Source organism: Rhodanobacter sp. G1 (genome assembly GCF_055397855.1).
Map to the genome: position 1 here is coordinate 2791298 of NZ_AP039674.1, position 22756 is coordinate 2814053.

The window sequence follows — 22756 nt, forward strand, 5'->3', positions numbered from 1 at the left end:
GCATTGGTTGTCAGGCCGCGGTGGCTTCGTCGGCCATCACGCAATTGCGTCCGCCGCGCTTGGCGCGGTACAGGGCGGCATCGGCGTCGGTGCACAGGCGGCGCAGATCGTGACCGCTGATGGCCGTGAAAGCGAGGCCGATGCTGGTGGATACCGTGGTCATCACGCCGTCGCATTCCACCACGGTGGATTCGATGGCGGATCGGATGCGTTCGGCAATGGCGACGCCCTGCTCGCGCGAGCAGTCCACCAACAGGATGCCGAACTCCTCGCCGCCAAGGCGACCGAACAGGTCGATGGGGCGCAGGTGCTGGCGGCTGGCATCGACCGTACGCCGCAGCACCTCGTCGCCCATGGCGTGGCCGTGGGTATCGTTGACACGCTTGAAGTGGTCGAGGTCGATGATGGCCAGGCACGCCGCACCCTGCCGTTTTTCCAGCGAGTGCAGCACGCGTGCGGCCTCATCCATGAAGTGCTGGCGGTTGTAGGTGGTGGTGAGGCCGTCCAGGTGCGACAGCCGCTTGAAGCGCAACTGCGAGCGCTTGAGCCGGAACATCCACACCACGCCGAAGCCCAGCACCACGAGCAGCAGCACGAGATACAGGCGATTGGTTTCGGCCGTCTTGGCGTCCAGCTTCTGCTGCAGGCGCAGCGCCGCGTTCTGCTGGCTCAGTTTTACAGTTTCCAGCTTCTGCGCCAGCACGTGCTGCTGCACGGTTTCGTAGGCCATTGCGCGCGCATTGATGTCGTCGAGATAGGCTTTGTCCAGTGCAGCGTATTGCTCGTAATAGCCGAGCGCTGCCGCGTCATGACCCTGCTTCTTCTCAACGCGGTAAAGCACCTCGTAGGTGTCTTTCAGCCACGCATCGATGTTGCTGGACTTCTTCCTGGCGAGCACAGTCAAAGCCACTTTCTTGGCAGCATCGTCATCACCCAAGGCGGCCAATGCCTGCGATCTGGTGACCAAGGCCGACAGCTTGGCAAGGGCATAACCGTTGACATCAAGGCTGGGCTCGATCCCGTCGAGCAGAGTCAGCGCCTTGCGTGGCTGCCCCCCATTCGCATAGAGGTCAGCGAGTGTGAGTACTAGTTGCGCGTGGTAAACCGGCTCGCTGTCCGCCGGACAAGCGTCGAAAGCCTGTTGCAACTCAGGACTGTCAGGCTTGAGCCGATGACCGTTGTAGAGCGCCTGAACCATGAAGGTAGCGGAATAGCACGGACTCTCCCCGGCAGGACTGGCGATAGCCATCGCCATGCGTGCATAGCGCACAGCCAGATCGGTCTGTCCGGCCAAGCCTAAGGTACTCGACAGGTTCAACAGCAACGGGGAACGGGTCTTTGCATCCGCGACCTGTGGAATGCGTGCTGCAAGTTGATTAGCTAGCTCGAATGCCTCGGTGTAGTGCTTAGTGAGCCCAAGCAGACCCAACAGAAAAGCAGACGCGCGATCCACCCGCGACTGGTCGCCGGAGTGCTGGATGATGTCCTGAAGCAACACCTCCGACTTGGCGTAATCGCCCTCGTACATGGCCTCCCATGCATTCAGTTGCCGCAAGCCCCAACGCTGATCCGGCGTCAACCGCGAGGCTTGCCGGTTAAGCTGGGCCAACTGTTCAAGGAACCGCGTGTGATCTGTCAGTTGCAGCTTTGCGGTCTGCTTGAGAAAGGCATCCGGATCAGTAATGGAGGTCGTGGCAAGAACCATCTGCCAACACAGGCAGCTGGCGAAACTTATGCCTGCGACCCACCGCCGCAAGCTACATGCCCCCCACTGCACGGCCGTGTCTCCGCTAATCCCGTTGGGAAGAAAGGCTCTGTTGGAGACCCTCCGATTGGACTCCCTCGTCATCCTCCTCGTCGTCCCCATGTCCCGGCTCATGAGTCGGTGCCTGGGGAGTCTGCGGAATCTGATGAATATCAAGCTCCACACGCAACGCCGCACTATCGCCCGCCACCACTGCCGCCTTGAACTCGGCGCTTGCTTGTGCCTGCTCCAGTACATCTCTCAACGCATCAGCCGGCGCATAACGCAGCGATGCATCGCTGCCGATGGCTTCCAGCAACTCGATCGTATCGGTCGTATCGGTCATGTCGTCCCCCTGTTCCCCTTGATCACTTCGGCGCCTAACCGGGCACCGCCTCGGAACTCAAGCTATGGCACCGGCCCGAGCTGCCACATCCAGCGCCTGCAGTCGCTCAAGCATGGCACGGTTCGGCTGCAAGGTCACGGCTGGCGGCAGCACCACGGTTTCCTCGGCGGTCAACGGCGCCGAGGCCAACTCGCGTAGGGTAATACGCTGGATGCGCGGCTGCTCGATGGGCAGGGTGGCGCCACGGTAGACGATGACCTCGTGGTCGGACGGGTAGTCCTGCTCCAACCGCTCCACCAGCAGGGCGCGGTAGGCCAGCCCGGTGTCGAAACGCCCCACGGAACGGTTGCCGATCACGCCCACCTGCCACAGCACGAGGTAGCCGGCGGGGTCGATGCGACGGTCGCAGTACAGCAACTGGCTGGCTTCGAAGTGCTGGCAGCCGTAGCGGCCTGGGTCGAAGCCGAGGTCGGCGTACAGGCAATCTTCGGCGGAGATGCCCGGCTCCATGTTGGCGTCATAGCCTTCGGCGCGCGCCTGCTCGATCACCTTGTGCGGCGACCACGCGAAGATGCCGGGGTGGCCGTAGAACACGCCGCAGACGCGCTTGCCGGCGCGCAGCTCGTCCATCATCAGCGCCACCCACTCGCGGTAGGTTTTCATGCGCGGCTTGCCCTCGGCGTAGTAGGGCTGCAGGCTGCGCACGTCCGGGTGCATGCGCTTGAGCCACTCTTCCGCGATGGCGTCGGAGAGCGCGGCGAACACCACGTCCGCCTGCTCGATGTGACTGCGCGCCAGCGGGGTGAGATGGGAGCCCAGCGTCATGCCCAGGCCCACGCAGGCGAGGCGGCCACGGCCGGGAACGTTCAGGGAGGGAAGCTTTGTCTTGGTCATCCGACGATCATAAGGCATGCCTAAAGGCACAGTTGTGTCACGCCACGGCTCGCTAGGCTAGGGGATACCCGAATCGCCTTGGCTTCGTGTCCGTCATTCCCGCGCAAGCAGGAGTCCAGTGGTCTTTCGCTCCATGAATTGAAGGTACTGGATCCTGGCCTGCGCCGGGACGACGGGCAGGATCAGGGCTTCCAGAGTTTTACTCCCGCGAGGACACACCCATGCGCAAGCCGCTGCAAACGAGCCTGCTGGCAGCCCTGCTGCTGGCCGGTTTCCACCATCAGGCGCTGGCCGCCGACAAGAAGCCCCCGGCGGCGGAAGCACCGGGCGACAGCAACGGCTTCCACCTGCCGCCCTTTCCCGCCGACGCGCACGTGGCGCAATCCGCCTCGGTGGATGGCCGCACGCTGTCGTACACCGCCACCGTCGGCACGCTGCCGGTACGCGACGAAACGGGCAAGGTGATCGCCCAGGTGATGTTCACCGCCTACACCATGCCGGGCAAGAACCGCCCGGTGACGTTCGCGGTGAACGGCGGCCCCGGCGCCTCCTCGGTCTACCTCAACCTCGGCGCCATCGGCCCGAAGAAAGTGAACTTCGGCGTGGCGGGCGACAACCCCTCCGACCCGGCCACGCTGCACGACAACCCCGGCACCTGGCTGGGCTTCACCGACCTGGTGTTCATCGACCCGGTCGGCACCGGCTTCAGCCGCGCGCTGGTGGACGACAAGCAGGCCACCAAGGATTTCTACAGCACCGACAACGACATCAAGTACCTCTCGCGCATCATCTACGACTGGCTGCTGAAGAACGGCCGCATGGAGTCGCGCAAGTACCTGGTGGGCGAGAGCTACGGCGGCTTCCGCGGCCCGCGCATCACCGACTACCTGCAGACCCAGTTGGGCGTGGCGATGAACGGCGTGGTGCTGCTGTCGCCCTACCTCGACCCGGCCGCGTCGGACGACGAGAACGTCTCCCCGCTGCCGTGGATGCTCACCCTGCCCTCGATCGCCGCCGCGCATCTCGAACGCGAGGGCAAGCTGACCGCGCAGGCGATGCAGTCCATCGTCGACTACACCCGCACCACCTACGCCGACACGCTGATGCAGGGCCGCAGCAATCCGGCGGCCACCGACGCGATGATCAAGAAGGTGACCGAACTCACCGGCCTCGACCCGGTGTTCGTGCAGCGCTCCGGCGGCCGGCTGGAAACCCAGGCCTACCTGCGCGAGGTGTACCGCGCCGAGGGCAAGCTGGGCAGCCGCTACGACTCCAACGTCACCGCCTGGGATCCGTTCCCCTACGCGCCGCACCAGCGCTCGGGCGACCCCATCCTCAACGGCATCATCGCGCCCACCACCACGGCGATGGTGAACTTCATCACCCAGACCGTCGGCTGGAAGTACGACGGCCGCTACAACGCACTCAGCTACGAAGTGAACCGGCTGTGGCACGAGGACGAGGACGCCAACCTCGGCTCGGTGAAGCAGTTGCGCGAAGCGGTGGCGAACGACCCCGGCCTGCGCGTGCTGATCGCCCACGGCTGGGACGACCTCTCCTGCCCGTTCATGGCCTCGGTGCTGATCGTCGACCAGATGCCCGCGATGGGCGACCCCACCCGCGTGCAGGTGAAGGAATACCCCGGCGGCCACATGTTCTACGCGCGGCCTTCGAGCCAGGCCGACCTGCTGCGGGACGTGAAGGGGTTGTACGGAGTGAAGTAGGAACGTGCGGCAAGCCGTCCCGGAAAGCAGAAAGCCCGGCCATGCCGGGCTTTCTGCTTTCAACGACACGGCTGCGGTCAGTTGCCGTCGTAGCCGTCGTCGCGCACGTACTGCGTGGGGTAGCCGTTGCTGTACACCACCGTGCGGGTGGTGACCACGGTCGGCGGCGCGCTCTCGTAGACCACCGGGGCGGGCGGGCCGTACACCACCGGGGCGGGGGCGTAGTACACCGGGCGCGGCGCCAGCGCGCTGGAGACGAGGCCGACCACCGCACCGGTGACGATGGCGCCGGCGATCCAGCGGCCGCCGCTCCAGTAGCCGCCGTGCCGGTAGTAGCCACCGTGGTAGTAGCCACCGTGGTAGTAACCCCCGTGATAGCCGCCGGGGTAGCCATAGCCGCCGCGGCCCCAGCCATGCGCGGACGCGCTCAGCGGCATCGCCACTGCCGCGGTCACGGCCATGCCGATGGCCAGGAACTTGCCGACATTGCGCTTGGACATGGGGAAAACCTCCTGTGGGTCTGCGGGATCGATGCTCGGCTTCCCGCACTTAATCCGAACTGAAGAGTTCACCTTTTCGGACGCGCCTCGCTCCACGGATTGAACTCGCCTTCAGGCCTGCGATGGCGCAGCAGCCAGCAGCCATGGATGTCGGCGCGGCGGGCGAAGTCGAACGGGATGCTGGCGGCGCTCCAGTCCTCGATGTCGAAGCGTTCCGCCAGCGCGGTTTCATCCAGCTTGAAGCGGCGGAAGTTGTTGGAGAACACGATCACGCCATCGTTGGTGAGCCGCTCCGCGCAGGCATCCAGCAACGCCGCGTGATCGCGCTGCACGTCGAAGTCATCGGCACGCTTGGAGTTGGAGAAGGTCGGCGGATCGACGTAGATCAGCCCGTAGTGCGCGCGATCCTGGCGCAGGAAGGCCATCGCGTCGGCCTGCATCAGGCGGTGCTTGGCGCCGGTGAAGCCGTTGAGCGCGAGGTTGCGCGAAGCCCAGTCGAGGTAGGTGGCCGACAGATCCACGCTGGTGGTGTCGCGCGCGCCGCCCGCCGCCGCGTACACGCTGGCGGTGGCGGTGTAGGCGAACAGGTTGAGGAAGCGCCGGCCCGCCGCCAGCTCGCGCAGCTTCGCGCGCACCAGGCGGTGGTCGAGGAACAGGCCGGTGTCCAGGTAGTCGGTGAGGTTGACCAGGAACTGCAGCCCACCCTCCTCCGCCTCGACGAACTCGCCGCGCTGATCGAACTGGCCGTACTTGGAACCGCCCTTGCCGCGTTCGCGCGTCTTCAGCGCGATGCGCTCGCGCGGCACCGCGAACACCTCGCCGGCCACGCGAGCGATCTCGCGCAGGCGCTGACGCGCCACCTCGGCGGGCACGTCGGCGGGGGCGCGGTATTCCTGCACGTGCAGCCAGGCATCGCCGCCTTCGCGGGCATAGACGTCGATGGCGGCGGCGTATTCGGGCAGATCCTGGTCATAGGCGCGCCAGCAGTGGATGCCTTCGCGCGCGAGCCGCTTGCGCAGGTGCTTGAGGTTCTTCTCCAGCCGATTCTTCAGCATCTGCGCGCCGGCGGACAGCGGCTTTTGCTCGCGCGGCGCCTCGTCGCGCGAGCGGATCTCGAACGTGAGCAGTTGTGTTTCCAGCGCGCCGTTGTAGAGCGCGTATTTCTTCTCGGCGTGCAGGCCCAGCGCGCGGCCCAGTTCGGCGTCGCCCGCCAGCACGGCGGCGCGCCAGCCCGCGAACCGCGTGCGCAGGCGCTCGCCCAGCGCGTGGTAGAGCGCGGGCATCTGCGCACGCTCGCCCAGACGCTCGCCATACGGCGGATTGGTGATCACCAACCCGCGTTCCACGCCAGCCGGCGGCTCGGCATGCGCCATGTCGCGCTTCTCAAGCTGGAGGAAGCCGGCCACGCCCGCTTCCTGCGCGTTGCGCTTGGCGGTCTGCACCATGCGCGGGTCGGCGTCGCTGCCGAAGAAGCAGGGGCGCAGTTGCTTCAGGCCCGCTTCGGCGCGCTGCCGCGCCTCGTCGAGCAGGCCGCGCCACAGCGCGATGTCGTGCTGCTGCCAGCCGAGGAAGCCGTAGTAGTCGCGGCGCCAGCCGGGCGCCACGTCGGCCGCCATCAGCGCGGCCTCGACCAGCAGGGTGCCGGAGCCGCACATCGGGTCGAGCAGGGCGCCGCCCTGCGCGTAGATTTCCGGCCAGCGCGCACGCAGCAGCATGGCGGCGGCGAGGTTTTCCTTCAGCGGCGCCTCGCCCTGCAGCTCGCGCCAGCCGCGGCGATGCAACGGCGAGCCGGTGAGATCCAGCGACAGCGTGGCGCGGTCGCGCTTGAGTCGCAGGTTGAGGCGCACGTCCGGCTCGTCGGTGTCCACGCCGGGGCGCGTACCGCCCTGCTGGCGGAACTGGTCGACCACCGCGTCCTTCACCCGCTGGGCGATGAACTGGCTATGGGTGAGCTTGCTCAGCGCGGTGTGCGCATCCACCGCCAGCGTGGCGTGCGCGGCAAGGTGCTGCGACCAGGCTATCGCCTGCACGCCGGCGTAGAGCGCATCGTCCGTCGCCGCCTCGAACTCGGCCAGCGGCAGCAGGATGCGGCTGGCCAGCCGCGACCACAGGCAGGCGCGGTAGGCGGTTTCCAGCGGGCCGGCAAAGTGCACGCCGGCCAGCGCCTCGCGCACGTCCTGCGCGCCCAGTGTGGCCAGTTCGTCGCGCAGCAGGTATTCCAGCCCCTTGGGGCAGGTGGCGAAGTAACGGTTCATGCCAGCGCCTCCAGCAGCACGTCGAACTGCGCGGCGATGGCGTCCATGCTCGCGAGCAGGCGGTGGTCGTCGTCCAGCAGCAGCAGCGGCAACCGGCGCGACGCGGCGAACGCCTGCACCGCCGACACCGGGCACACCTCGTCGCGCCAGCCGTGCACCAGCATCGCCGGCACGCCGGTACGCAGCTCCAGCGCCTGCGCGTAACCGGGGATCAGCGGCGGTGTGGCGAGCAGGAACAGGGCCGCCACCGGCGCTTCCAGCGACGCCAGCGCGGAGGCGAACGCACCCATGCTGGAGCCCACCAGCACCGGCGGCGTGTCACACGCGGTGATGGCTTCGCGCAACTGCGCCACGCGCGGCGCCACGGCGTTCGCATAGCCGCCGCCGTCGTGCGCGCGGAAATCCGGGCGCCGCGTGCGCCAGCCGCGCGCCTCGGCGCAGGCCGCCAGCGTGCCGATCTTGGTGGCGCCCGGGCTGGAATCCAGGCCGTGCGAGAGGATGATGTGGCCGCGCATCGCGGTCTCCGGGAGTCGTGGGTGCCGCGTACTGCGGTTGCACATGATAGCGGGCGCCATGCGAGACTCCGCGCATGCCCATGCTCGCCGTCCACGACCAGCCCCTGCCCTACGTGGCGAAATTGCCCGAGCGCCCGGCCAGCGCCGTGACCCTGGCGGTGATCCACTGCACCGAGCTGCCCGACCTCGCGACGGCCCGCGAATACGGCGAGAAAGCGCTGTACGACAGCGGCGCCGGCAACAGCGGCCACTACTACATCGACCGCGACGGCGCGGTTTACCGCTATGTGCCCGGCACCCGCGTGGCCAACCACGTGCGCGGCTGGAACGCCCAGTCCATCGGCATCGAGCTGGTGAACCGCGGGCGCTACCCCGACTGGTTCGACTCGCGCCGCCAGACCATGACCGAGCCCTACACCGCCGCGCAGATCGCGGCCCTGCGCGCGCTGCTCACGCAACTGCACCACGACTACCCCAACCTGCGCGAGATCGCCGGCCACGAGGATCTGGATACCGCCCGCGTGGCGGCCAGCGACGATCCGGCGCTGACGGTGCCGCGCAAGCTCGACCCCGGCCCGCTGTTCCCGTGGGACGAGGTTCTGGCGGGAAGCGGACTGGCGCGGATCAAGCCGGAGTCTCCCGCCCCGATCCCACCGGCGAACTGAGGCGTTCGAGCGCAGGCCGCTATAATCGGCGCTTCCCCACGCCCGAAGCCCGTCCGCATGCGCGAAGAACACGTTCAGGAACTGGTCGAGCTGCTGCAACTGGAGCGGCTGGAGGACAACCTGTTCCGCGGCCAGAGCCGCGACATCGGCACGCGCTTCGTGTTCGGCGGCCAGGTGCTGGGGCAGGCACTGTCGGCCGCGCAGCAGACCGTCGATCCCTCGCGCGAGGCGCATTCGCTGCACGCCTACTTCCTGCGCGCCGGCGACATCGACGCGCCGATCGTCTACAGCGTGGAGCGCGCCCGCGACGGTGGCACGTTCTCCTCGCGGCGGGTGCTGGCGATCCAGCACGGCCAGCCCATCCTCAACGGCTCGGTCTCGTTCCAGGTGCCGGAAAAGGGCTTCGAGCACCAGACCGCGATGCCCGAGATGCCGGCGCCGGAAGACGTGGAGCCGATGCGCCCGCTGCCGCCGGACGAACTGGCCAAGCTGCCGGTGAAGCTGCAGCGCTGGCTGGGCATCGACGGCCCGTTCGAGTTCCGCCTGGTGTGGCCGCGCGACGAGATGCACCCGGCGAAACGCCCGCCGATCCAGCACATCTGGTTCCGGCTGGCCGCGCCGATCGGCGATTCGCCGGTGCTGCACCGCGCCCTGCTGGCCTACGCCTCCGACTTCCACCTGATCGGCACCGCCACCCTGCCGCACGGCATCTCCTACCTCACCCACAACGTGCAGATGGCCAGCCTCGACCACGCGCTGTGGTTCCACCGTCCGTTCCGGGTGGACGAATGGCTGCTGTACTCCTTCGACAGCCCCACCGCCCAGGGCGGCCGCGGCCTGGCGCGCGGGCAGATCTTCGATCGCGCCGGCCGGCTGGTGGCCTCCACCGCGCAGGAAGGCCTGATCCGCCTGCGCGGCGGCTGACCGGTAAAATCGACGCATGCGCCAGATCTATACCTCCCCCCGCCCCGGCAACATCGACCGCGTGGTCGCCCTGCTGGCCGAACACGGCATCGAATCCCAGGTGGAGAACCGCTCCAACTGGCGCACGCACGGACATCGCCGTTTCAGCTACCGCGAGCCGGACGATGCGCGCGACCGGTGGGAACAGGTGTGGATCACCCACGCCGACGACTACACCCGCGCCCGCGAGCTGATGCGCGAACTGGGCATCGAGCCGGTGGTGCGCTTCGGGCGGGATCTGGCCGAGGCGCGCAATCCTTCGCCGCAAGCGCGCCGCAAATACACCGTGGCGCGTGCGCGCCGCATCGTGCTGCTGGCGATAGCGGGCGCCATCCTGCTGGTCGTGCTGCGTTCCAAGGGCGTGATCTGACCCCGCCCGGGGCAACGTGCGCGAGGTGCGATTTCCGGCCTAGAATCGGGCCATGCGCTCCGAACAAGTCCGCCTGTTCCAGACCCTGCCGCACGCCTGCGGCTACTACGCCGAGCGCACGGCGCAGAACCTCGTGCTCGATCCGGCCGCGCCGCAGCTGGATCAGATGTACGGGCCGGCGCTGGAACGCGGCTTCCGCCGCGCTGGCGGCCACCTGTATTTCCCGCATTGCCCGGAATGCCGGGCCTGCCGGCCATGCCGCATCGACGCACTGCACTTCCAGCCCGACCGCTCGCAGCGGCGCTGCCTGAAGCGCAACGCCGACCTCACCGTCACCGAATGCCTGGCCGGCTACAACGCCGAGCGCCATGCGCTGTACGAGAAGTACCTGCACCAGCGCCATCCCGGCGGCGGCATGGACGAGGCCGATGCCAGCGACTTCCGCCGCTTCCTCACCGCGCCGTGGAGCCCCACGGTGTTTCTGGAGCTGCGCCTGGGCGAACGCCTGCTCGGCGTGGCGGTCACCGACGTCTGCCGCGGCGCCCTTTCGGCGGTCTACACCTTCTACGACCCCGACGAGGAAAGCCGCGGCCTCGGCACCTTCGCCATCCTGCAGCAGGTGGAGCTGGCCCGGCAGCGCCGCCTGCCCTGGGTCTACCTCGGCTTCTGGATCGAGGGCCACCCGAAGATGGACTACAAGCGGCGCTTCCGGCCCCTGCAGTTGCGCACGGCGGAAGGATGGACGGCCGCGCCCTGAAGGCGGCGCGGCTCCCATCCACGACACGAACCGCACGGCAAACACCTGGACAACCATGGTTGACGACAAGACCACCATCGCACGCCCGGCCAGCGCCGTCGCCCACCCGCCCCTCCAGTCGAACGCCTGCCTCGTGCAGTACAGCGGCGCGAACCTCGGCAAGCGCTACGTGCTCGAACACGCGGAAACCACCATCGGCCGCGCGCCCACCGTCGACATCTTCGTCAACGACCAGAGCGTGTCGCGCTCCCACGCCCAGTGCGTGCAGCAGGACGACGGGGTGGTCATGGTCGACCTCGGCTCGTCCAACGGCATCTACATCAACGACAAGGAAGTCGCAGGCCGCCAGTACCTGCACGACGGCGACCTCATCCGCCTCGGCAACATCGTGTTCAAGTATTTCGCGCACGGCAACGTCGAGAACGTGTTCCTCGACAAGATCTACCGCATGGCGACCATCGACGAAGGCACCAACATCTTCAACAAGAAGTACCTGCTGGAGTCGCTGGACAACGAGTTCAAGCTGGCGCGCGCCTGGGCGCGGCCGCTCTCCGTCATCTACTTCGACCTGGACTTCTTCAAGAAGGTCAACGACACCTACGGCCACGGCGTCGGCGACGGCATCCTGCGCGAAACCGCGGCCATCGCGAAATCCACCATCCGCGCCACCGACATCTTCTGCCGCTTCGGCGGCGAGGAGTTCGTCGTGCTGCTGCCGGGTACCGACGACAAGACCGCCTGCGAGATCGCCGAGCGCATCCGCTGCAATTTCGAAGGCCACACCTTCGACATCCAGGGCCACCTGATCCGGCAGACCGCCTCGCTGGGCGTGTCGCAGCTGGCTCCCGAGATGCCGACGCCGGCATCCCTGCTCGAGGATGCCGACAGGAAGCTCTACCGGTCGAAGAGCGGCGGCCGCAACCGGGTCACGAACTGAGCCGCCCGGGGGCGTCCGGCTCCGCCGGATACGGGAACAGCTTCACCAGCGGCACCGAGATGCCGTCGTCGCCCACCACGCGGCAATGCGTGCGGTCGAGCTGGCGCGGGTCGTCCACGCCGCAGCTGTGGGCGATGATGCCCACTTCGTGCATCACGTTCTTCGCGTAGTTCGCCACCTTCTCGCTCTTGTCGGTCACCACCAGGCCGCGCTGCAGTTTCGGATCCTGCGTGGTGATGCCGGTGGGGCAGGTGTTGCGGTTGCACTGCAGCGACTGGATGCAGCCCAGCGCCAGCATGAAGCCGCGCGCGGAGTTGACGAAGTCGGCGCCCATCGACAGCGACCAGGCCACGTCGTAGGCGGTGATGCGCTTGCCCGAGCAGATCACCTTGACGCGCTCGCGCAAGCCCTTGACCACCAGCGTGTCGACCAGCGCGGGCAGCGCCTCGTGCAGCGGCAGGCCCACGCCTTCCATCAGGGTCTGCGGCGCGGCGCCGGTGCCGCCCTCGGAACCGTCCACGATGATGAAGTCCGGCGCGCTCTCGATGCCGCGCCGGTGCACCTCGTCGCACAGCTCCTCGATCATGCGCATGTCGCCGAACACCGCCTTGAAGCCGGTGGGCTTGCCGGTGAGCTCGCGGATGTGGCGGATGGCGTCCAGCAGCTCGGGCACGTTGCCGATGTCCAGGTGCCGGTTCGGGCTCTGCGAATCCTGCCCCACCGGAATGCCGCGGATCTCGGCGATCTCCGGCGTCACCTTGCCTGCCGGCAGCAGGCCGCCCATGCCGGGCTTGGCGCCCTGGCCGAGCTTGATGCTGACCATCTTCACCTGCTTGTGCGCGCAGATCGCCGCGAGCTTGCCATCGTCCAGCTTGCCGTCGGGCGTGCGCACCCCGTACTTGGCGGTGCCGATCTCGAACACGATGTCGCAGCCGCCTTCGAGGTGGTACGGTGCCAGGCCGCCCTCGCCGGTGTCCATCCAGATGCCGGCCCTGGCCGCGCCGTGCGACAGCGCGCGCACCGCGGGCGCGCCGAGCGCACCGAAGCTCATCGCGGAGATGTTGAAGAACGCGGCATGGTCGTAGGGCTCGCGCGCGTACGGGCCGATGCGCACCGGCTTTGGCTCCACATGATGGTCGCCCAGCGAAGGAAAGGCCGCATTGACGAAAAACGGCACGCCCTCCGCGCGCAGGTCGCGGGTGGAGCCGAACGCGTTGGTGTTCTCCGCGTTCTTCGCCGCGCGGTACACCCACACGCGCTGGGCGCGGTTGAACGGCAGCTCCTCGCGATCGCTGGAGAACAGGTACTGGCGGAAGAACTCGCCCAGCCGCAGGAAGCCGTAGCGGAAGTGGCCGATCACCGGGAAGTTGCGCAGCACCGCGTTGCCGGTCTGGTTGCGATCCAGCACCCACACTGCCGCCACCACCACCACGGCCACCGCCAGCAACAGCAGGAACAGCACCGCGAACGTCTGCACCAGCACTACCAGCCAGTGCGAAAAACCCGTGGATTGCATATGCGACTCCCGTTCGTTGCGAAGACATGTTTTCGTGCCGAGCGTAGCTCGCGCGACGAGCGGAGTCGAAGTGTGCTGTTCTTCCTCTCCCCTCGGGGAGAGGATCGAGGTGAGGGGTCAAGGCTTGCGATGCCGTGGATCGAAGCAGGCTTCGATGAAGGCATCCCGCAAGAACCGCCCCTCACCCCAGCCCTCTCCCCGGCGGGGAGAGGGAGTCAAAGCTCCACGCACAACTGCGCCGCCGCGCGCACCGCCTTCGCGCGCGCCGCCGCCACATCGACGTCGCGCGCCAGCGTCACCGCCATGCGCCGGCGCCCCTTCACCTCGGGCTTGCCGAACAGGCGCAACTGCGTATCCGGCTCGGCCAGCGCCGCCGCCACGCCATGGTAGCGCGGCGCGCGGCCCTCGCCTTCCACCAGCACCGCGCACGAGGCGGAGGGGCCGAGCTGGCGGATCGCCGGAATCGGCAAGCCGAGGATCGCCCGCGCATGCAGCGCGAACTCCGACAGATCCTGCGAGATCTGGGTGACCAGGCCGGTGTCGTGCGGGCGCGGGCTGACCTCGGAGAAGATCACCGCGTCGCCCTTGACGAAGAACTCCATGCCGAACACGCCCCAGCCGCCCAGCGCGTTCGACACCGCCGCGGCCTGGCGCTGCGCCTCGGCCAAAGCCTTGTCGCTCATCGGCTGCGGCTGCCACGACTCGCGGTAGTCGCCGTCCTCCTGGCGGTGGCCGATCGGCGCGCAGAAGCTGGTGCCGCCCTTGTGGCGTACGGTGAGCAGGGTGATCTCGTAGTCGAAGTCGACGAAACCCTCGACGATCACCCTGCCCTTGCCGGCGCGGCCGCCGGACTGCGCGTAATCCCATGCGTGCTGCAATTCGGATTCGCCGCGCACCACGCTCTGGCCCTTGCCCGAGGAGCTCATCACCGGCTTGATCACGAAGGGATAGCCGACATCGGCCACGGCGCGGCGGTAGTCGGCCTCGTTGTCGCAGAAGCGGTAGGGCGAAGTGGGCAGCTCCAGCTCCTGCGCGGCCAGCCGGCGGATGCCTTCGCGATCCATGGTCAGCCATGCGGCGCGCGCGGTGGGAATCACGTGCAGGCCATCGCGCTCCATCTCCATCAGGGTGGGCGTGTGGATCGCCTCGATCTCCGGCACCACCAGGTCGGGATGCTCGGCCTCGATCACGCGGCGCAGCGCGACGCCGTCCAGCATGTCGATCACGTGGCTGCGGTGCGCCACCTGCATCGCCGGCGCGTCGGGGTAGCGATCCACCGCGATCACTTCCACCGCGTAGCGCTGCAGCTCGATCGCCAGCTCCTTGCCCAGCTCGCCGGAACCCAGCAGCAGCACGCGCACGGCATGGTCGGAATGGGGCGTGCCAAACGGCTTCATCGGATGCTCCGGCGCGGACAAAGCGGCATTGTAGCGGGCCGGAAAACGGCCCGAATGCGCGTCAGCGGTCGCCGACGCTGATCCGCGGCGGCGCGGGCCGGTCGCGCGAGCCGCCCCCGGCAATCACGAGCACGCGGCCGTCGTGCCGATCCAGCATCGCAGCCGCGGCATCGACGTCGAGTTGCCCCAGCGGGCGCCCGTCGGTGGCATAGATGGCCAAGCGGTCGGCTTCGCCGTCCACGACGAGCAGCACGTCGTGGCCAACACCATGCCCGCGCAAGGGCAACTCGATCCCGGGGCGCGGCCGAGCCAGGCCAAAGCCGCCCAGCACGATCGCGACCAGCGCCGCCAGCATGACGGCGGCCAGCCCTCGTGGATGGGAATGCGGGATCGCGGCGAGCCTCATGCCACCATGTTTCCGCGGCGGCGTGACAAGCGGATGACGCCATCGGCAATCAGCGCGGACGCAACGCCATGCCCAGCGCGATCCAGCCGACCACGAAGGCCACGCCGCCGAACGGCGTGACGATGCCCGTCCAGCGCGGCGCACCCAGCGCCAGCGCGTACAGGCTGCCGCTGAACAGCACGATGCCGCAGGCAAATGCGACTATGGCGCAGCGGCCTGCGCGCCCGCTGCCCAGGCCCACCGCAAGCACCAGCGCCAGCGCGTGCCATGCGTGGTATTCCACGGCGGTGCGCCACAGTTCGCGATGCACCGGATCGAGCACGCCGCGCAAGGCATGCGCGCCGAACGCGCCGAGCAGTACCGCGCTGGCGCCGGCGAAACCGGCAAGCAAGCCGGCGCGGGATCGGACAGTTTGTCGCAGCATGGCCTGACTCCGGAAGCGGGCGGTCGCACAGCGAAGGCGCTGGCGTATGCTTGAAGGATCGATGCCCACGGATTCTCGCATGAAGCTCCCGCGCCTCCTGCGCCACGCCCTGCTCCTGCTGCCGCTGGCCGGCGTCCTGCTGCTGGCCGGCTGCCACCGCGACGCGCTGCCGTTCAAGCTCACCGACATCAGCGGACACATGCCGGATCTGCAGTTCCGGCTCACCGACGACAACGGCAAGCCGGCAAGCGCCGCCGACTTCCGCGGCAAGGTGGTGCTGCTGTACTTCGGCTACACGCATTGCCCCGACGTCTGCCCGCTCACCCTCGCCCATCTGCACGTGGCGATGCAGCAACTGGGCAAGCAGGCCGACGACGTGCGCATCCTGTTCGTCAGCGTCGACCCGGCACGCGACACGCCGGCGGTGCTGCATGCCTACGTCAACGCGTTCGACAAGCGCGCGGTGGGGCTCACCGGCAGCGCAAGCGCGATCGAGGCATTGAGCAAGCGCTACCGCTCGGGCTTCACCCGCGAACCCGCCAGCAACGGCGGCAACTACGAGGTCACCCACAGCTCGGCGATCTACGTGTTCGATCGCGCGGGCCACGCGCGCGTGCTCGACGCCAGCGCGCCGCAGGACGACCTGGTGCACGACATCAAACTTCTGCTGAATTCGGAAGCTGCCCCATGAAGCGATGCGCCGTCCTCTTCGCCGGCCTGCTCGTCGCCGGCCTCGCGCACGCCGGCGCCACGACACATGTCACGGCCAGCCACGCATGGATACGCGTGCTGCCCGGCGCCCTGCCCGCCAGTGCCTACGTCGTGCTGCGCAACGACGGCGCCGCGCCCGTCGCATTGACCGGCGCCGACACTCCCGCCTACGGCGAGGCGATGCTGCACGAGAGTTCCAGCGCGGGCGGCATGAGCCGCATGCGCATGGTCGCCGCGTTGCCGATCCCCGCGCACGGCACCCAGGCGCTCGCGCCCGGCGGCTATCACCTGATGCTGATGGACGCCAGGCACCCCGTGCAGCCGGGCGACACGGTGCACGTCACGCTGAAGTTCGGCGACGGCTCCACGTTGCCGGTGGATTTCCTCGCGCGGCCGGCCAGCGCGTTGAGCGACAAGGACTGAGCCCTTGCCTTGCGATCGCCCCCGATCGCCAGGATCAAACGGACGGCCATTCGTCGATCAGTGGAGCGCGGCCCGGCGCGGCGCCTGCCAGGTCTTGCGCGGCAGGCGCCCGCTGCGCGACAAGCGCAGCCACTGGCGCAAGGCCAGCAGCGCGCCGACGGATTCGATCATCGCCGCCGGCACCCAGGTGATCACGCCGCCGATCATCTGCCCGGTGAGCACGTTGAAGGTGAACGCGCGGCCGCAGATCTCGAAGATCGGATAGAGGTCGCTGCGCGAGAACGTGACGATGGCGCCCGCCAGGATCTGCGGCGCCATGGTGATGCCCGGCGACAGCACGCGCAGGCCCGCGCCCATGCGCCCCGGCGGATGCGGCCGGTGGTCGAGGATCAGCGACCAGTAGACGAAGCCGCTGAGCAGCATCGTCCAGTTCATGAAGCGGTAGACGCGCCAGTCCAGCATGGCCAGCGTCTGCGCCGACGGCACCAGCCAGACCAGCACGAAGAACACGAACAGCAGCGACGCCACCAGCGGCTGGAACAGCACGCCGCTGACGATGCGCCACGGCCACGAACGCCGCAGCCGCTTCAGCCAGCGCACGCGCCAGCGCCGCGGCAGGCCCGCGCGCAGCACGCCGGCGGGATACGAGGCGCAGATCAGCAGCGGCGCGAGGTGGTGCAGCAGCAGCTGCTGCAGGCGGTGCACGAAGAACTCGTGCTCGGCGTAGAAATCCAGGTAGGTCTGCAGCGTGAGCCAGATGATCGCCATGCCGACCCAGAACGCCACGCGGCGACCGCGGCTCACGCGCAGGCGCCGGCTGCCGCGCCAGTACAGCACGCCGGCCACGAGGAAGCTCGCGAGGAACACCCACGAAAACTCCCACGGCACCATCCATTTCAGCAGTGCGGACATCATCCCAGCATAGCCTTCGCGCCGACGCGGCCGTTGCGGCGGATTGCCGCCCTCGTCACCGGCGCCGCCGGTTGCGGCGCGTGCGCCGCCAGCCGTACAGCAGGCCCAGCAGCGCCAGCAGCGCGGGCACCAGCACGATGTCGATCACCTTCAGGCGCAGGCCCAGCGCATCGATCTCGGCGTTGAGCTGGTGCTGCACGTCGCGCAGCTCCTTGTTGATCGCCAGCTGGCGCTGGCGGAACTGCTCGATCTCCTGCCGCTGCTCGGCGCTGCCGTTGTCCGCATGGCCGCCCTTGCCCGGCTGCAGCTCCGCCAGCCGCTGGCGCGTCTCGGCCAGTTCGCGCTCCAGCTCCTGTTCCTTCTGCAGGAACTTCTGGTCGGCCACGTTGCGCAGCGCTTCCACGCGGGTGAACGGCCGCTGCGAGGTGGAGCGGCTGCGGATCGACAGCAGCGCCGAGGAGCCGCTGAGGTTGTCCACGAGATTGCCGAGGAAATCGCCGTTGTTGGCGAACGGCCGCATCACGGTCTGGCCGAGGATGGTCTGCGGCTCCACCCACAGGCGGTCGCTGAGCAGGTCGGTGTCGGCGACCAGGATCACCTCGTCGCCGGGCGCGGAATGCGCCAGGTGGCCGGGCTGCTTCGCCCGCTCGGGAAAGGCGCTGTCGAAGCGGCCGCGCAGGCGCGCGGCGAACACGTAGCGGACATCGTCGGGCTTGTAGCCCTGCAGCAGCAGCGAAGGATTGTCGCCGGCCTGCTGCACGCGCTGCACCGGCACCGCTTCGGCGTCCTGGCTGCTCTGCAGCAGCGGGATCAGCCGCGCACTGGCGTTCGGCGCAAGGTCGAAATGCCCGGCGGTGGAGAGGTCGATGCGCTGCAGGCTGGCGGTGACCACGTCGCCGCGGTTGAGCTGCTGCGTGTCCAGCCACAGCATCGCCGGATGGCTGACGCTGCTGCCGGCCAGTTCGATGGTCAAGGCATGCGCGCGATCCAGCACTACCTCGCGCGGATCGTAGCGCACGCCCCAGGCCGCGAACAGCCGCGGCAGATCCGAACTGTGGTCGGGCAGGCCGCCCGTGGCCGGATCGCCCGGCGTGTCGTCCAGTTCCGCGTCGGGATCGACGAACACCACCAGGTGGCCACCGCGCAGCACGTACTGGTCGATGGCGTACAGCGCGTCCGCCGGCAGGTGCTTGGGATGGATCAGCAGCAGCACGCCGATGTCGGAACCGATCTGCTTCAGTCCCGCCGGATCCAGTGTCTTCACGTCGAACAGCTGGGACAGCTGCTGCACCGCCACCCACGGCTGCTGACCCAGCGCCGGATCGCCCTCCACCGGCAGCGAGCTGATCACGCCGATGTGCGGCTTGCTGGCCTGGTTCAACTCGTACAGCAGCTTGGCGATGTCGTATTCCAGGAACGCTTCGCGCGCCGGGTCGAAGAACGGGATCGCCAGTGTGCGCTCGGGCACCGCGCCCTCGGCCGCCTCGCCGTCGCTGCCGGCGGGCATCGCGCTGCCGGCAAGGCCGAAGAACACACGCTCGCCGTTGCTGCCGCCGCTGGCCGGCGTGAGCCCGGCGCCTTCGGCGCTGGCCTCGTCGTCGGAGTACGGCACCGGATCGATCACCGCGAGCTGCACGCGCCCGTGCGAGCGCGCGGCGATCTCCTGCAGCATGTCGCGCACGCGCTGCTCGTAGCTGCGCAGCTTGGGCAGGTCGCGCGTGGCGTGTTCGGAGAAGTACAGCGTGAGCCGCAGCGGGCGCCGCAAGCCGTCGACGATCTGCAGCGTGCCGGGCGAAAGCGTGTACAGCTTGTCGGCGGTGAGGTCGATGCGCCGCGCGCGCAGCCAGTGCCCGCTGGAGACGATCAGCGACACGGCGACCAAGGTGAGCAGGGCCAGCGCGGCATGGATCGCCGCGCGCCGGCTCACGCGCAGCGGCCTGGTGAACGTCCCGGGCAAGCGCAGGCGCCGCATCTCAGCGCACCCGCTTCAGTTCGAGCAGCAGCACGCCGGCGCCGAGCCAGCCCAGCGTGCTCAACACGAAATACGCCAGGTCGCGCAGATCCAGCACGCCGCGCGCGATCGCCTCGAAATGCCGCAGCATGCTGAGGTAGGCCAGCGCGTTGATCAGCCGCCGCGGCAGCGCGCCGGAGAAGAAGTCCAGCACCTGCGGCTGCCCGGCCAGGATCAGCAGCACGCAGACGGTGGCGGTGAGCACGAAGGCCACCACCTGGCTGCGGGTGAGCGCGGACAGGCAGGCGCCGATCGCCACGAAGCTGCCGGCCATCAGCCAGCTGCCTAGGTAGCCCGCGAAGATCGCGCCGTTGTCGGGTGCGCCCAGGTAGTTCACGGTGAGCCAGATCGGGAAGGTCAGCGCCAGCGCCAGACCGATGAACAGCCACGCGGCGAGGAACTTGCCCAGCATCGCCTGCCACAGCGTCAGCGGCAGGGTCAGCAGCAGTTCCAGCGTGCCGCCCTTGGCCTCCTCCGCCCACATGCGCATGGTCACCGCCGGCACCAAGATCAGGTACAGCCACGGGTGCATCACGAAGAACGGCTGCAGGTCGGCCTGGCCGCGCTCGTAGAAGTCGCCCGCGTAGAACGTGAGGATGCCCGCCAGCACCAGGAAGATGACCAGGAACACCCAGGCCATCGGCGTCACGAAGAAGCTGCGCAGCTCGCGCCGCATCACCGCATTGACCGGGCTCACGCGTTCACCCCCGCCCCGTCCTGCGCGGTGGTGATCTGGCGGAACACCTCGTCCAGCCGGCCGCGTTCGAGCTGGATCTCGGAGACTTCCAGGCCCTGCTGGCGCAGCAGTTGCTCCACCGGTTCGAGGATGCGCGCGCCCGGCTTGGGGAACACGGTGACGCGGCCGTCCAGCGGATCCACCTCGATCGCCGCCACCTGCGGCAGGCGCCCCAGCATCTCCTGCGAGACGCCGCTGCCCGCCGCGCTGAACGACACCGCGCCGTGATAGCGCGAACGCGCCTCCAGCTCGGCGGGCGTGGCGTCGGCCTGCAGGCGGCCGTGCGCGAGGATCACCACGCGGTTGCACAGCGCGTGCACTTCTTCAAGCAGATGGGTGGAGATCAGGATGGTGCGCTCGCGCGCCATCGCGTCGATCAGCTGGCGCACGGTGTGCTTCTGGTTCGGGTCGAGGCCGTCGGTGGGTTCGTCCAGCATCAGCACCGGCGGATCGTGCAGGATCGCCTGGGCCAGGCCCACGCGCCGGCGCAGGCCCTTGGACAGCGTCTCGATGCAGGTTTCCAGAACGCTTTCCAGTTGCAGCCAGCCCACCACCTCGTCGAAGCGGCGGCGCCCCACCTCGGCGCCGAGCCGGCGCATGCGCGCGATGAACACCAGGAACTCGCGCACCGTCATCTCGCCGTAACTGGGCGCGCCTTCCGGCAGGTAGCCCAGCGCGCGGCGCGCGGCCAGCGGCTCGCGTTGCACGTCGTGCCCGCAGACCCGCGCGGTGCCGCTGCTGGGCGCGAGGAAGCCGGCGATCATGCGCATCGCGGTGGACTTGCCCGCGCCGTTGGGGCCGAGCAGGCCCAGCACCTGGCCGGGTTCGGCGCGGATGCTCAGCGCGTCCACCGCGGTGAGGTGGCCGTAACGGCGGGTGAGTCGTTCGGTTTCGATCATGGGTCGTCGTGCGCGGGCATCCCCGCAATGTACCGCATGGCGGGCGGAAGGTTCCCCCGCATCGGCACAAAGCAAAAGGCCCTTCCGGGGAAGGGCCTCTCGATGATGCCGCAACCGCGGATCAGTTGCTCGCCGCAGGCGCCGGTGCGGTGCCGGCGGGCGCCGGCGCGGTACCGGCAGCGGCGGGCTCCGCATCCAGCGTCGGCTGCTTGATGCCGGCAGCCTGCTCCGGGGTCTGATCCGGCGCGTTGGTGATCGGCAGGTACACGTCGAACTCGGCGTAGCTGGTGATGTTGCCCTGCGCGTCCTTCACCTCGGGCTTGGCGAGGATGTCGTAGCTGCGGTTCACCACGTCGTCGAACTTGTAGCCGTGGGTCAGCGCATAGGCCTTCAGCATGTCGCGGGTCTGCGGCACGCCGGCGGCGGTGCCGTTCCACACGCCTTCCAGCGCGGCGCCGCCGAACGCCAGGGTGGCGCGCACGTCGCCGTCCACCACGAGGCGGCCGAACTTGTCGTGGTCGCCCGGGTTCAGCGTGGCGGGGGCGGCGGGAGCCGCGGCGGTGCCGGCGTCGGCCGGCGCGCTGGCGTCCATCGCCGGCGTGGTCGGCGCGGTGAGCTGCTGGGCCTGGCCGTTGACGTTGAGGCTGCTCGAGTCGATCGGCATCGCCACGTCGAAGGTGTAGGTGGTGTCGCCGTAGTTGGTGGTGAAGAGGATGCGCGGGCCGGTGACGTTCACGCCCAGCTTCTTCGCCGCGGCCTGGATCTGCGCCACCGCCTTGTTGACGGTGTCGTTCAGGCCGTCGATGCCGTCCTTGCGCTGGATCGAGGCCGGCACCAGCAGCACCGGCGTCTGCTCGGTCTGGCGGATGTACGGGATCAGGTCGCCGTAGTTGACGTTCGGCACCGCGGCCAGCACGTTCTGCAGGTTGTTCAGGCCGTACTCGATGAAGGAGTCCGGATCGCCGTGGATGTACAGGTTGGCGAAGCGGTTCACCAGGTTCCAGCCGTACTTCACGTCGTACGACCAGGTGATGTTGGTGAGCTGGTTGCGGCTGCCCTGGCGCTCCATGTCGAAGGTGAAGGTCTTGTCGTAGCCCTTCCAGCCGTTGTCGATGTCCCACACGACCTGCGCGGTCTTGGCGGTGCCGTCGACCTTGTTGAAGTTCGGGGTGGCGCTGTCGATCGTGATCGAGCCGTTGCCCACGACGGGGTTGCCGCTGGCCCAGCTCACTTCGGCGCCGGGGCCGTAGGCCTTGCCGGAGAAGGTGTACTTGATCTGCGGGTCGCGCACGCTCAGCACCGAATACTCGGGCAGGCGGCGCAGGTTGTTCACCACATCGTAGACCTGGCGCATGTCCTTGCCGAGCACCAGCGAACGCTCGATGTGGCCGCTGCCGGGCATCACCACCGCAGCCAGCACGCCAACGCCGACGACAATGGCACACGCCATCAGAAATTCAAGAACACGAACACGCATCATTCCAGGGTCTCCGAGCGTCTGTACGCGGTACTCAGGTGTTGCCCCAGCCGTCGTGCGAGCCATGCAGTCGGCTCGAAACACGGGGAGATGGCGGGGGTCGGCGAGCGCCGAAGGCTCGGATGTTACTTGCTCGTGCGCCGGAACGCCATCGGCCCACGGCAGGCCGTTTGG

23 protein-coding genes are annotated in these 22756 nt (G+C 68.5%); 8 read left to right on the forward strand and 15 right to left on the reverse strand.

The annotated features are described in order from the left end of the window. Positions 1-10 precede the first annotated feature (10 nt). The 3 genes from ACZ5Z2_RS12515 to ACZ5Z2_RS12525 all read right to left on the reverse strand — a co-directional run bounded on the left by ACZ5Z2_RS12515 (position 11) and on the right by ACZ5Z2_RS12525 (position 2984). The gene (locus ACZ5Z2_RS12515) at positions 11-1705 is read right to left on the reverse strand and encodes a tetratricopeptide repeat-containing diguanylate cyclase (protein ID WP_464758916.1); all 1695 of its coding nucleotides are present in this window, start codon (positions 1703-1705) and stop codon (positions 11-13) included. A gap of 85 nt (positions 1706-1790) precedes the next feature. Then, the gene (locus ACZ5Z2_RS12520) at positions 1791-2090 is read right to left on the reverse strand and encodes a hypothetical protein (RefSeq protein ID WP_464758917.1); all 300 of its coding nucleotides are present in this window, start codon (positions 2088-2090) and stop codon (positions 1791-1793) included. 57 nt (positions 2091-2147) lie between these two features. After that, positions 2148-2984 (reverse strand): SAM-dependent methyltransferase, encoded by an 837-nt coding sequence (locus ACZ5Z2_RS12525; protein WP_464758918.1) that lies wholly within the window; start codon positions 2982-2984, stop codon positions 2148-2150. A gap of 221 nt (positions 2985-3205) precedes the next feature. On the opposite strand from ACZ5Z2_RS12525, the gene ACZ5Z2_RS12530 reads away from it, so the two are divergent. Then, positions 3206-4708: a S10 family peptidase gene (locus ACZ5Z2_RS12530; protein ID WP_464758919.1), complete on the forward strand. Its 1503-nt coding sequence runs from the start codon at positions 3206-3208 to the stop codon at positions 4706-4708. Between the two features lie 77 nt (positions 4709-4785). On the opposite strand, the gene ACZ5Z2_RS12535 is transcribed toward ACZ5Z2_RS12530, so the two are convergent. From ACZ5Z2_RS12535 to ACZ5Z2_RS12545, 3 genes are all read right to left on the reverse strand, one after another. After that, entirely contained in the window at positions 4786-5208 is a 423-nt protein-coding gene (locus ACZ5Z2_RS12535) for a hypothetical protein (protein WP_464758920.1), read from the reverse strand. Positions 5209-5276: 68 nt separating this feature from the next. After that, a complete protein-coding gene (rlmKL, locus tag ACZ5Z2_RS12540; RefSeq protein WP_464758921.1) occupies positions 5277-7463 on the reverse strand; it encodes a bifunctional 23S rRNA (guanine(2069)-N(7))-methyltransferase RlmK/23S rRNA (guanine(2445)-N(2))-methyltransferase RlmL in 2187 nt (728 codons plus the stop codon). Then, positions 7460-7978 carry an alpha/beta hydrolase gene (locus ACZ5Z2_RS12545; RefSeq protein WP_464758922.1) on the reverse strand — a complete coding sequence of 173 codons (519 nt, stop codon included), beginning with the start codon at positions 7976-7978 and terminating at the stop codon, positions 7460-7462. Before ACZ5Z2_RS12545 ends, rlmKL begins: the two co-directional genes overlap by 4 nt. Positions 7979-8052: 74 nt before the next feature. On the opposite strand from ACZ5Z2_RS12545, the gene ACZ5Z2_RS12550 reads away from it, so the two are divergent. Genes ACZ5Z2_RS12550 through ACZ5Z2_RS12570 form a run of 5 tightly spaced genes read left to right on the forward strand, consistent with a single transcriptional unit; the run spans position 8053 to position 11670 of the window. Beyond that, positions 8053-8643 (forward strand): N-acetylmuramoyl-L-alanine amidase, encoded by a 591-nt coding sequence (locus ACZ5Z2_RS12550; RefSeq protein ID WP_464758923.1) that lies wholly within the window; start codon positions 8053-8055, stop codon positions 8641-8643. Between the two features lie 57 nt (positions 8644-8700). Continuing rightward, a complete protein-coding gene (locus tag ACZ5Z2_RS12555; protein WP_464758924.1) occupies positions 8701-9567 on the forward strand; it encodes an acyl-CoA thioesterase in 867 nt (288 codons plus the stop codon). A 16-nt stretch (positions 9568-9583) separates the two neighbouring features. After that, positions 9584-9976, forward strand: a complete 393-nt coding sequence (locus tag ACZ5Z2_RS12560; RefSeq protein WP_464758925.1) for a putative signal transducing protein — start codon at positions 9584-9586, stop codon at positions 9974-9976. 52 nt (positions 9977-10028) lie between these two features. Then, the gene (locus ACZ5Z2_RS12565; protein ID WP_464758926.1) at positions 10029-10733 is read left to right on the forward strand and encodes an arginyltransferase; all 705 of its coding nucleotides are present in this window, start codon (positions 10029-10031) and stop codon (positions 10731-10733) included. Between the two features lie 55 nt (positions 10734-10788). Then, positions 10789-11670 (forward strand): diguanylate cyclase, encoded by an 882-nt coding sequence (locus ACZ5Z2_RS12570; protein WP_464758927.1) that lies wholly within the window; start codon positions 10789-10791, stop codon positions 11668-11670. Here ACZ5Z2_RS12570 and ACZ5Z2_RS12575 read toward each other — a convergent pair. From ACZ5Z2_RS12575 to ACZ5Z2_RS12590, 4 genes are all read right to left on the reverse strand, one after another. Beyond that, on the reverse strand, positions 11660-13186 hold the full coding sequence (locus ACZ5Z2_RS12575) for an FMN-binding glutamate synthase family protein (protein ID WP_464758928.1): 1527 nt from the start codon (positions 13184-13186) through the stop codon (positions 11660-11662). The two genes, ACZ5Z2_RS12570 and ACZ5Z2_RS12575, sit on opposite strands and share 11 nt — an antisense overlap. A gap of 215 nt (positions 13187-13401) precedes the next feature. Beyond that, complete coding sequence (gene purT / locus ACZ5Z2_RS12580) at positions 13402-14583, reverse strand: formate-dependent phosphoribosylglycinamide formyltransferase (protein WP_464758929.1); 1182 nt, start codon at positions 14581-14583, stop codon at positions 13402-13404. Between the two features lie 61 nt (positions 14584-14644). Then, entirely contained in the window at positions 14645-14989 is a 345-nt protein-coding gene (locus ACZ5Z2_RS12585; RefSeq protein ID WP_464758930.1) for a hypothetical protein, read from the reverse strand. Positions 14990-15038: 49 nt separating this feature from the next. Further along, entirely contained in the window at positions 15039-15413 is a 375-nt protein-coding gene (locus tag ACZ5Z2_RS12590) for a DUF423 domain-containing protein (protein ID WP_464758931.1), read from the reverse strand. Between the two features lie 79 nt (positions 15414-15492). On the opposite strand from ACZ5Z2_RS12590, the gene ACZ5Z2_RS12595 reads away from it, so the two are divergent. Further along, the gene (locus tag ACZ5Z2_RS12595; protein WP_464758932.1) at positions 15493-16104 is read left to right on the forward strand and encodes an SCO family protein; all 612 of its coding nucleotides are present in this window, start codon (positions 15493-15495) and stop codon (positions 16102-16104) included. Further along, positions 16101-16547, forward strand: a complete 447-nt coding sequence (locus ACZ5Z2_RS12600; protein ID WP_464758933.1) for a copper chaperone PCu(A)C — start codon at positions 16101-16103, stop codon at positions 16545-16547. The genes ACZ5Z2_RS12595 and ACZ5Z2_RS12600 overlap by 4 nt, the downstream gene beginning before the upstream one ends. Positions 16548-16604: 57 nt before the next feature. Here ACZ5Z2_RS12600 and ACZ5Z2_RS12605 read toward each other — a convergent pair whose 3' ends face one another. The 5 genes from ACZ5Z2_RS12605 to ACZ5Z2_RS12625 form a co-directional block, all read right to left on the reverse strand. Next, positions 16605-17462: a cytochrome c oxidase assembly protein gene (locus ACZ5Z2_RS12605; RefSeq protein ID WP_464758934.1), complete on the reverse strand. Its 858-nt coding sequence runs from the start codon at positions 17460-17462 to the stop codon at positions 16605-16607. Positions 17463-17514: 52 nt separating this feature from the next. After that, a complete protein-coding gene (locus tag ACZ5Z2_RS12610; protein WP_464758935.1) occupies positions 17515-19431 on the reverse strand; it encodes a GldG family protein in 1917 nt (638 codons plus the stop codon). A gap of 1 nt (position 19432) precedes the next feature. Then, positions 19433-20167: an ABC transporter permease subunit gene (locus ACZ5Z2_RS12615; RefSeq protein ID WP_464758936.1), complete on the reverse strand. Its 735-nt coding sequence runs from the start codon at positions 20165-20167 to the stop codon at positions 19433-19435. Beyond that, complete coding sequence (locus tag ACZ5Z2_RS12620; protein WP_464758937.1) at positions 20164-21105, reverse strand: ABC transporter ATP-binding protein; 942 nt, start codon at positions 21103-21105, stop codon at positions 20164-20166. Before ACZ5Z2_RS12620 ends, ACZ5Z2_RS12615 begins: the two co-directional genes overlap by 4 nt. Positions 21106-21226: 121 nt before the next feature. Beyond that, entirely contained in the window at positions 21227-22555 is a 1329-nt protein-coding gene (locus ACZ5Z2_RS12625) for an SRPBCC family protein (protein ID WP_464758938.1), read from the reverse strand. Between the last annotated feature and the right edge of the window lie 201 nt (positions 22556-22756).

Coding starts and splice junctions, on each gene's coding strand:
- ACZ5Z2_RS12515 (WP_464758916.1), bottom strand. CDS start 1,705: ATGGTTCTTGCCACGACCTCCATTACTGATCCGGATGCCTTTCTCAAG.
- ACZ5Z2_RS12520 (WP_464758917.1), bottom strand. CDS start 2,090: ATGACCGATACGACCGATACGATCGAGTTGCTGGAAGCCATCGGCAGC.
- ACZ5Z2_RS12525 (WP_464758918.1), bottom strand. CDS start 2,984: ATGACCAAGACAAAGCTTCCCTCCCTGAACGTTCCCGGCCGTGGCCGC.
- ACZ5Z2_RS12530 (WP_464758919.1), top strand. CDS start 3,206: ATGCGCAAGCCGCTGCAAACGAGCCTGCTGGCAGCCCTGCTGCTGGCC.
- ACZ5Z2_RS12535 (WP_464758920.1), bottom strand. CDS start 5,208: ATGTCCAAGCGCAATGTCGGCAAGTTCCTGGCCATCGGCATGGCCGTG.
- rlmKL (WP_464758921.1), bottom strand. CDS start 7,463: ATGAACCGTTACTTCGCCACCTGCCCCAAGGGGCTGGAATACCTGCTG.
- ACZ5Z2_RS12545 (WP_464758922.1), bottom strand. CDS start 7,978: ATGCGCGGCCACATCATCCTCTCGCACGGCCTGGATTCCAGCCCGGGC.
- ACZ5Z2_RS12550 (WP_464758923.1), top strand. CDS start 8,053: ATGCCCATGCTCGCCGTCCACGACCAGCCCCTGCCCTACGTGGCGAAA.
- ACZ5Z2_RS12555 (WP_464758924.1), top strand. CDS start 8,701: ATGCGCGAAGAACACGTTCAGGAACTGGTCGAGCTGCTGCAACTGGAG.
- ACZ5Z2_RS12560 (WP_464758925.1), top strand. CDS start 9,584: ATGCGCCAGATCTATACCTCCCCCCGCCCCGGCAACATCGACCGCGTG.
- ACZ5Z2_RS12565 (WP_464758926.1), top strand. CDS start 10,029: ATGCGCTCCGAACAAGTCCGCCTGTTCCAGACCCTGCCGCACGCCTGC.
- ACZ5Z2_RS12570 (WP_464758927.1), top strand. CDS start 10,789: ATGGTTGACGACAAGACCACCATCGCACGCCCGGCCAGCGCCGTCGCC.
- ACZ5Z2_RS12575 (WP_464758928.1), bottom strand. CDS start 13,186: ATGCAATCCACGGGTTTTTCGCACTGGCTGGTAGTGCTGGTGCAGACG.
- purT (WP_464758929.1), bottom strand. CDS start 14,583: ATGAAGCCGTTTGGCACGCCCCATTCCGACCATGCCGTGCGCGTGCTG.
- ACZ5Z2_RS12585 (WP_464758930.1), bottom strand. CDS start 14,989: ATGAGGCTCGCCGCGATCCCGCATTCCCATCCACGAGGGCTGGCCGCC.
- ACZ5Z2_RS12590 (WP_464758931.1), bottom strand. CDS start 15,413: ATGCTGCGACAAACTGTCCGATCCCGCGCCGGCTTGCTTGCCGGTTTC.
- ACZ5Z2_RS12595 (WP_464758932.1), top strand. CDS start 15,493: ATGAAGCTCCCGCGCCTCCTGCGCCACGCCCTGCTCCTGCTGCCGCTG.
- ACZ5Z2_RS12600 (WP_464758933.1), top strand. CDS start 16,101: ATGAAGCGATGCGCCGTCCTCTTCGCCGGCCTGCTCGTCGCCGGCCTC.
- ACZ5Z2_RS12605 (WP_464758934.1), bottom strand. CDS start 17,462: ATGATGTCCGCACTGCTGAAATGGATGGTGCCGTGGGAGTTTTCGTGG.
- ACZ5Z2_RS12610 (WP_464758935.1), bottom strand. CDS start 19,431: ATGCGGCGCCTGCGCTTGCCCGGGACGTTCACCAGGCCGCTGCGCGTG.
- ACZ5Z2_RS12620 (WP_464758937.1), bottom strand. CDS start 21,105: ATGATCGAAACCGAACGACTCACCCGCCGTTACGGCCACCTCACCGCG.
- ACZ5Z2_RS12625 (WP_464758938.1), bottom strand. CDS start 22,555: ATGGCGTGTGCCATTGTCGTCGGCGTTGGCGTGCTGGCTGCGGTGGTG.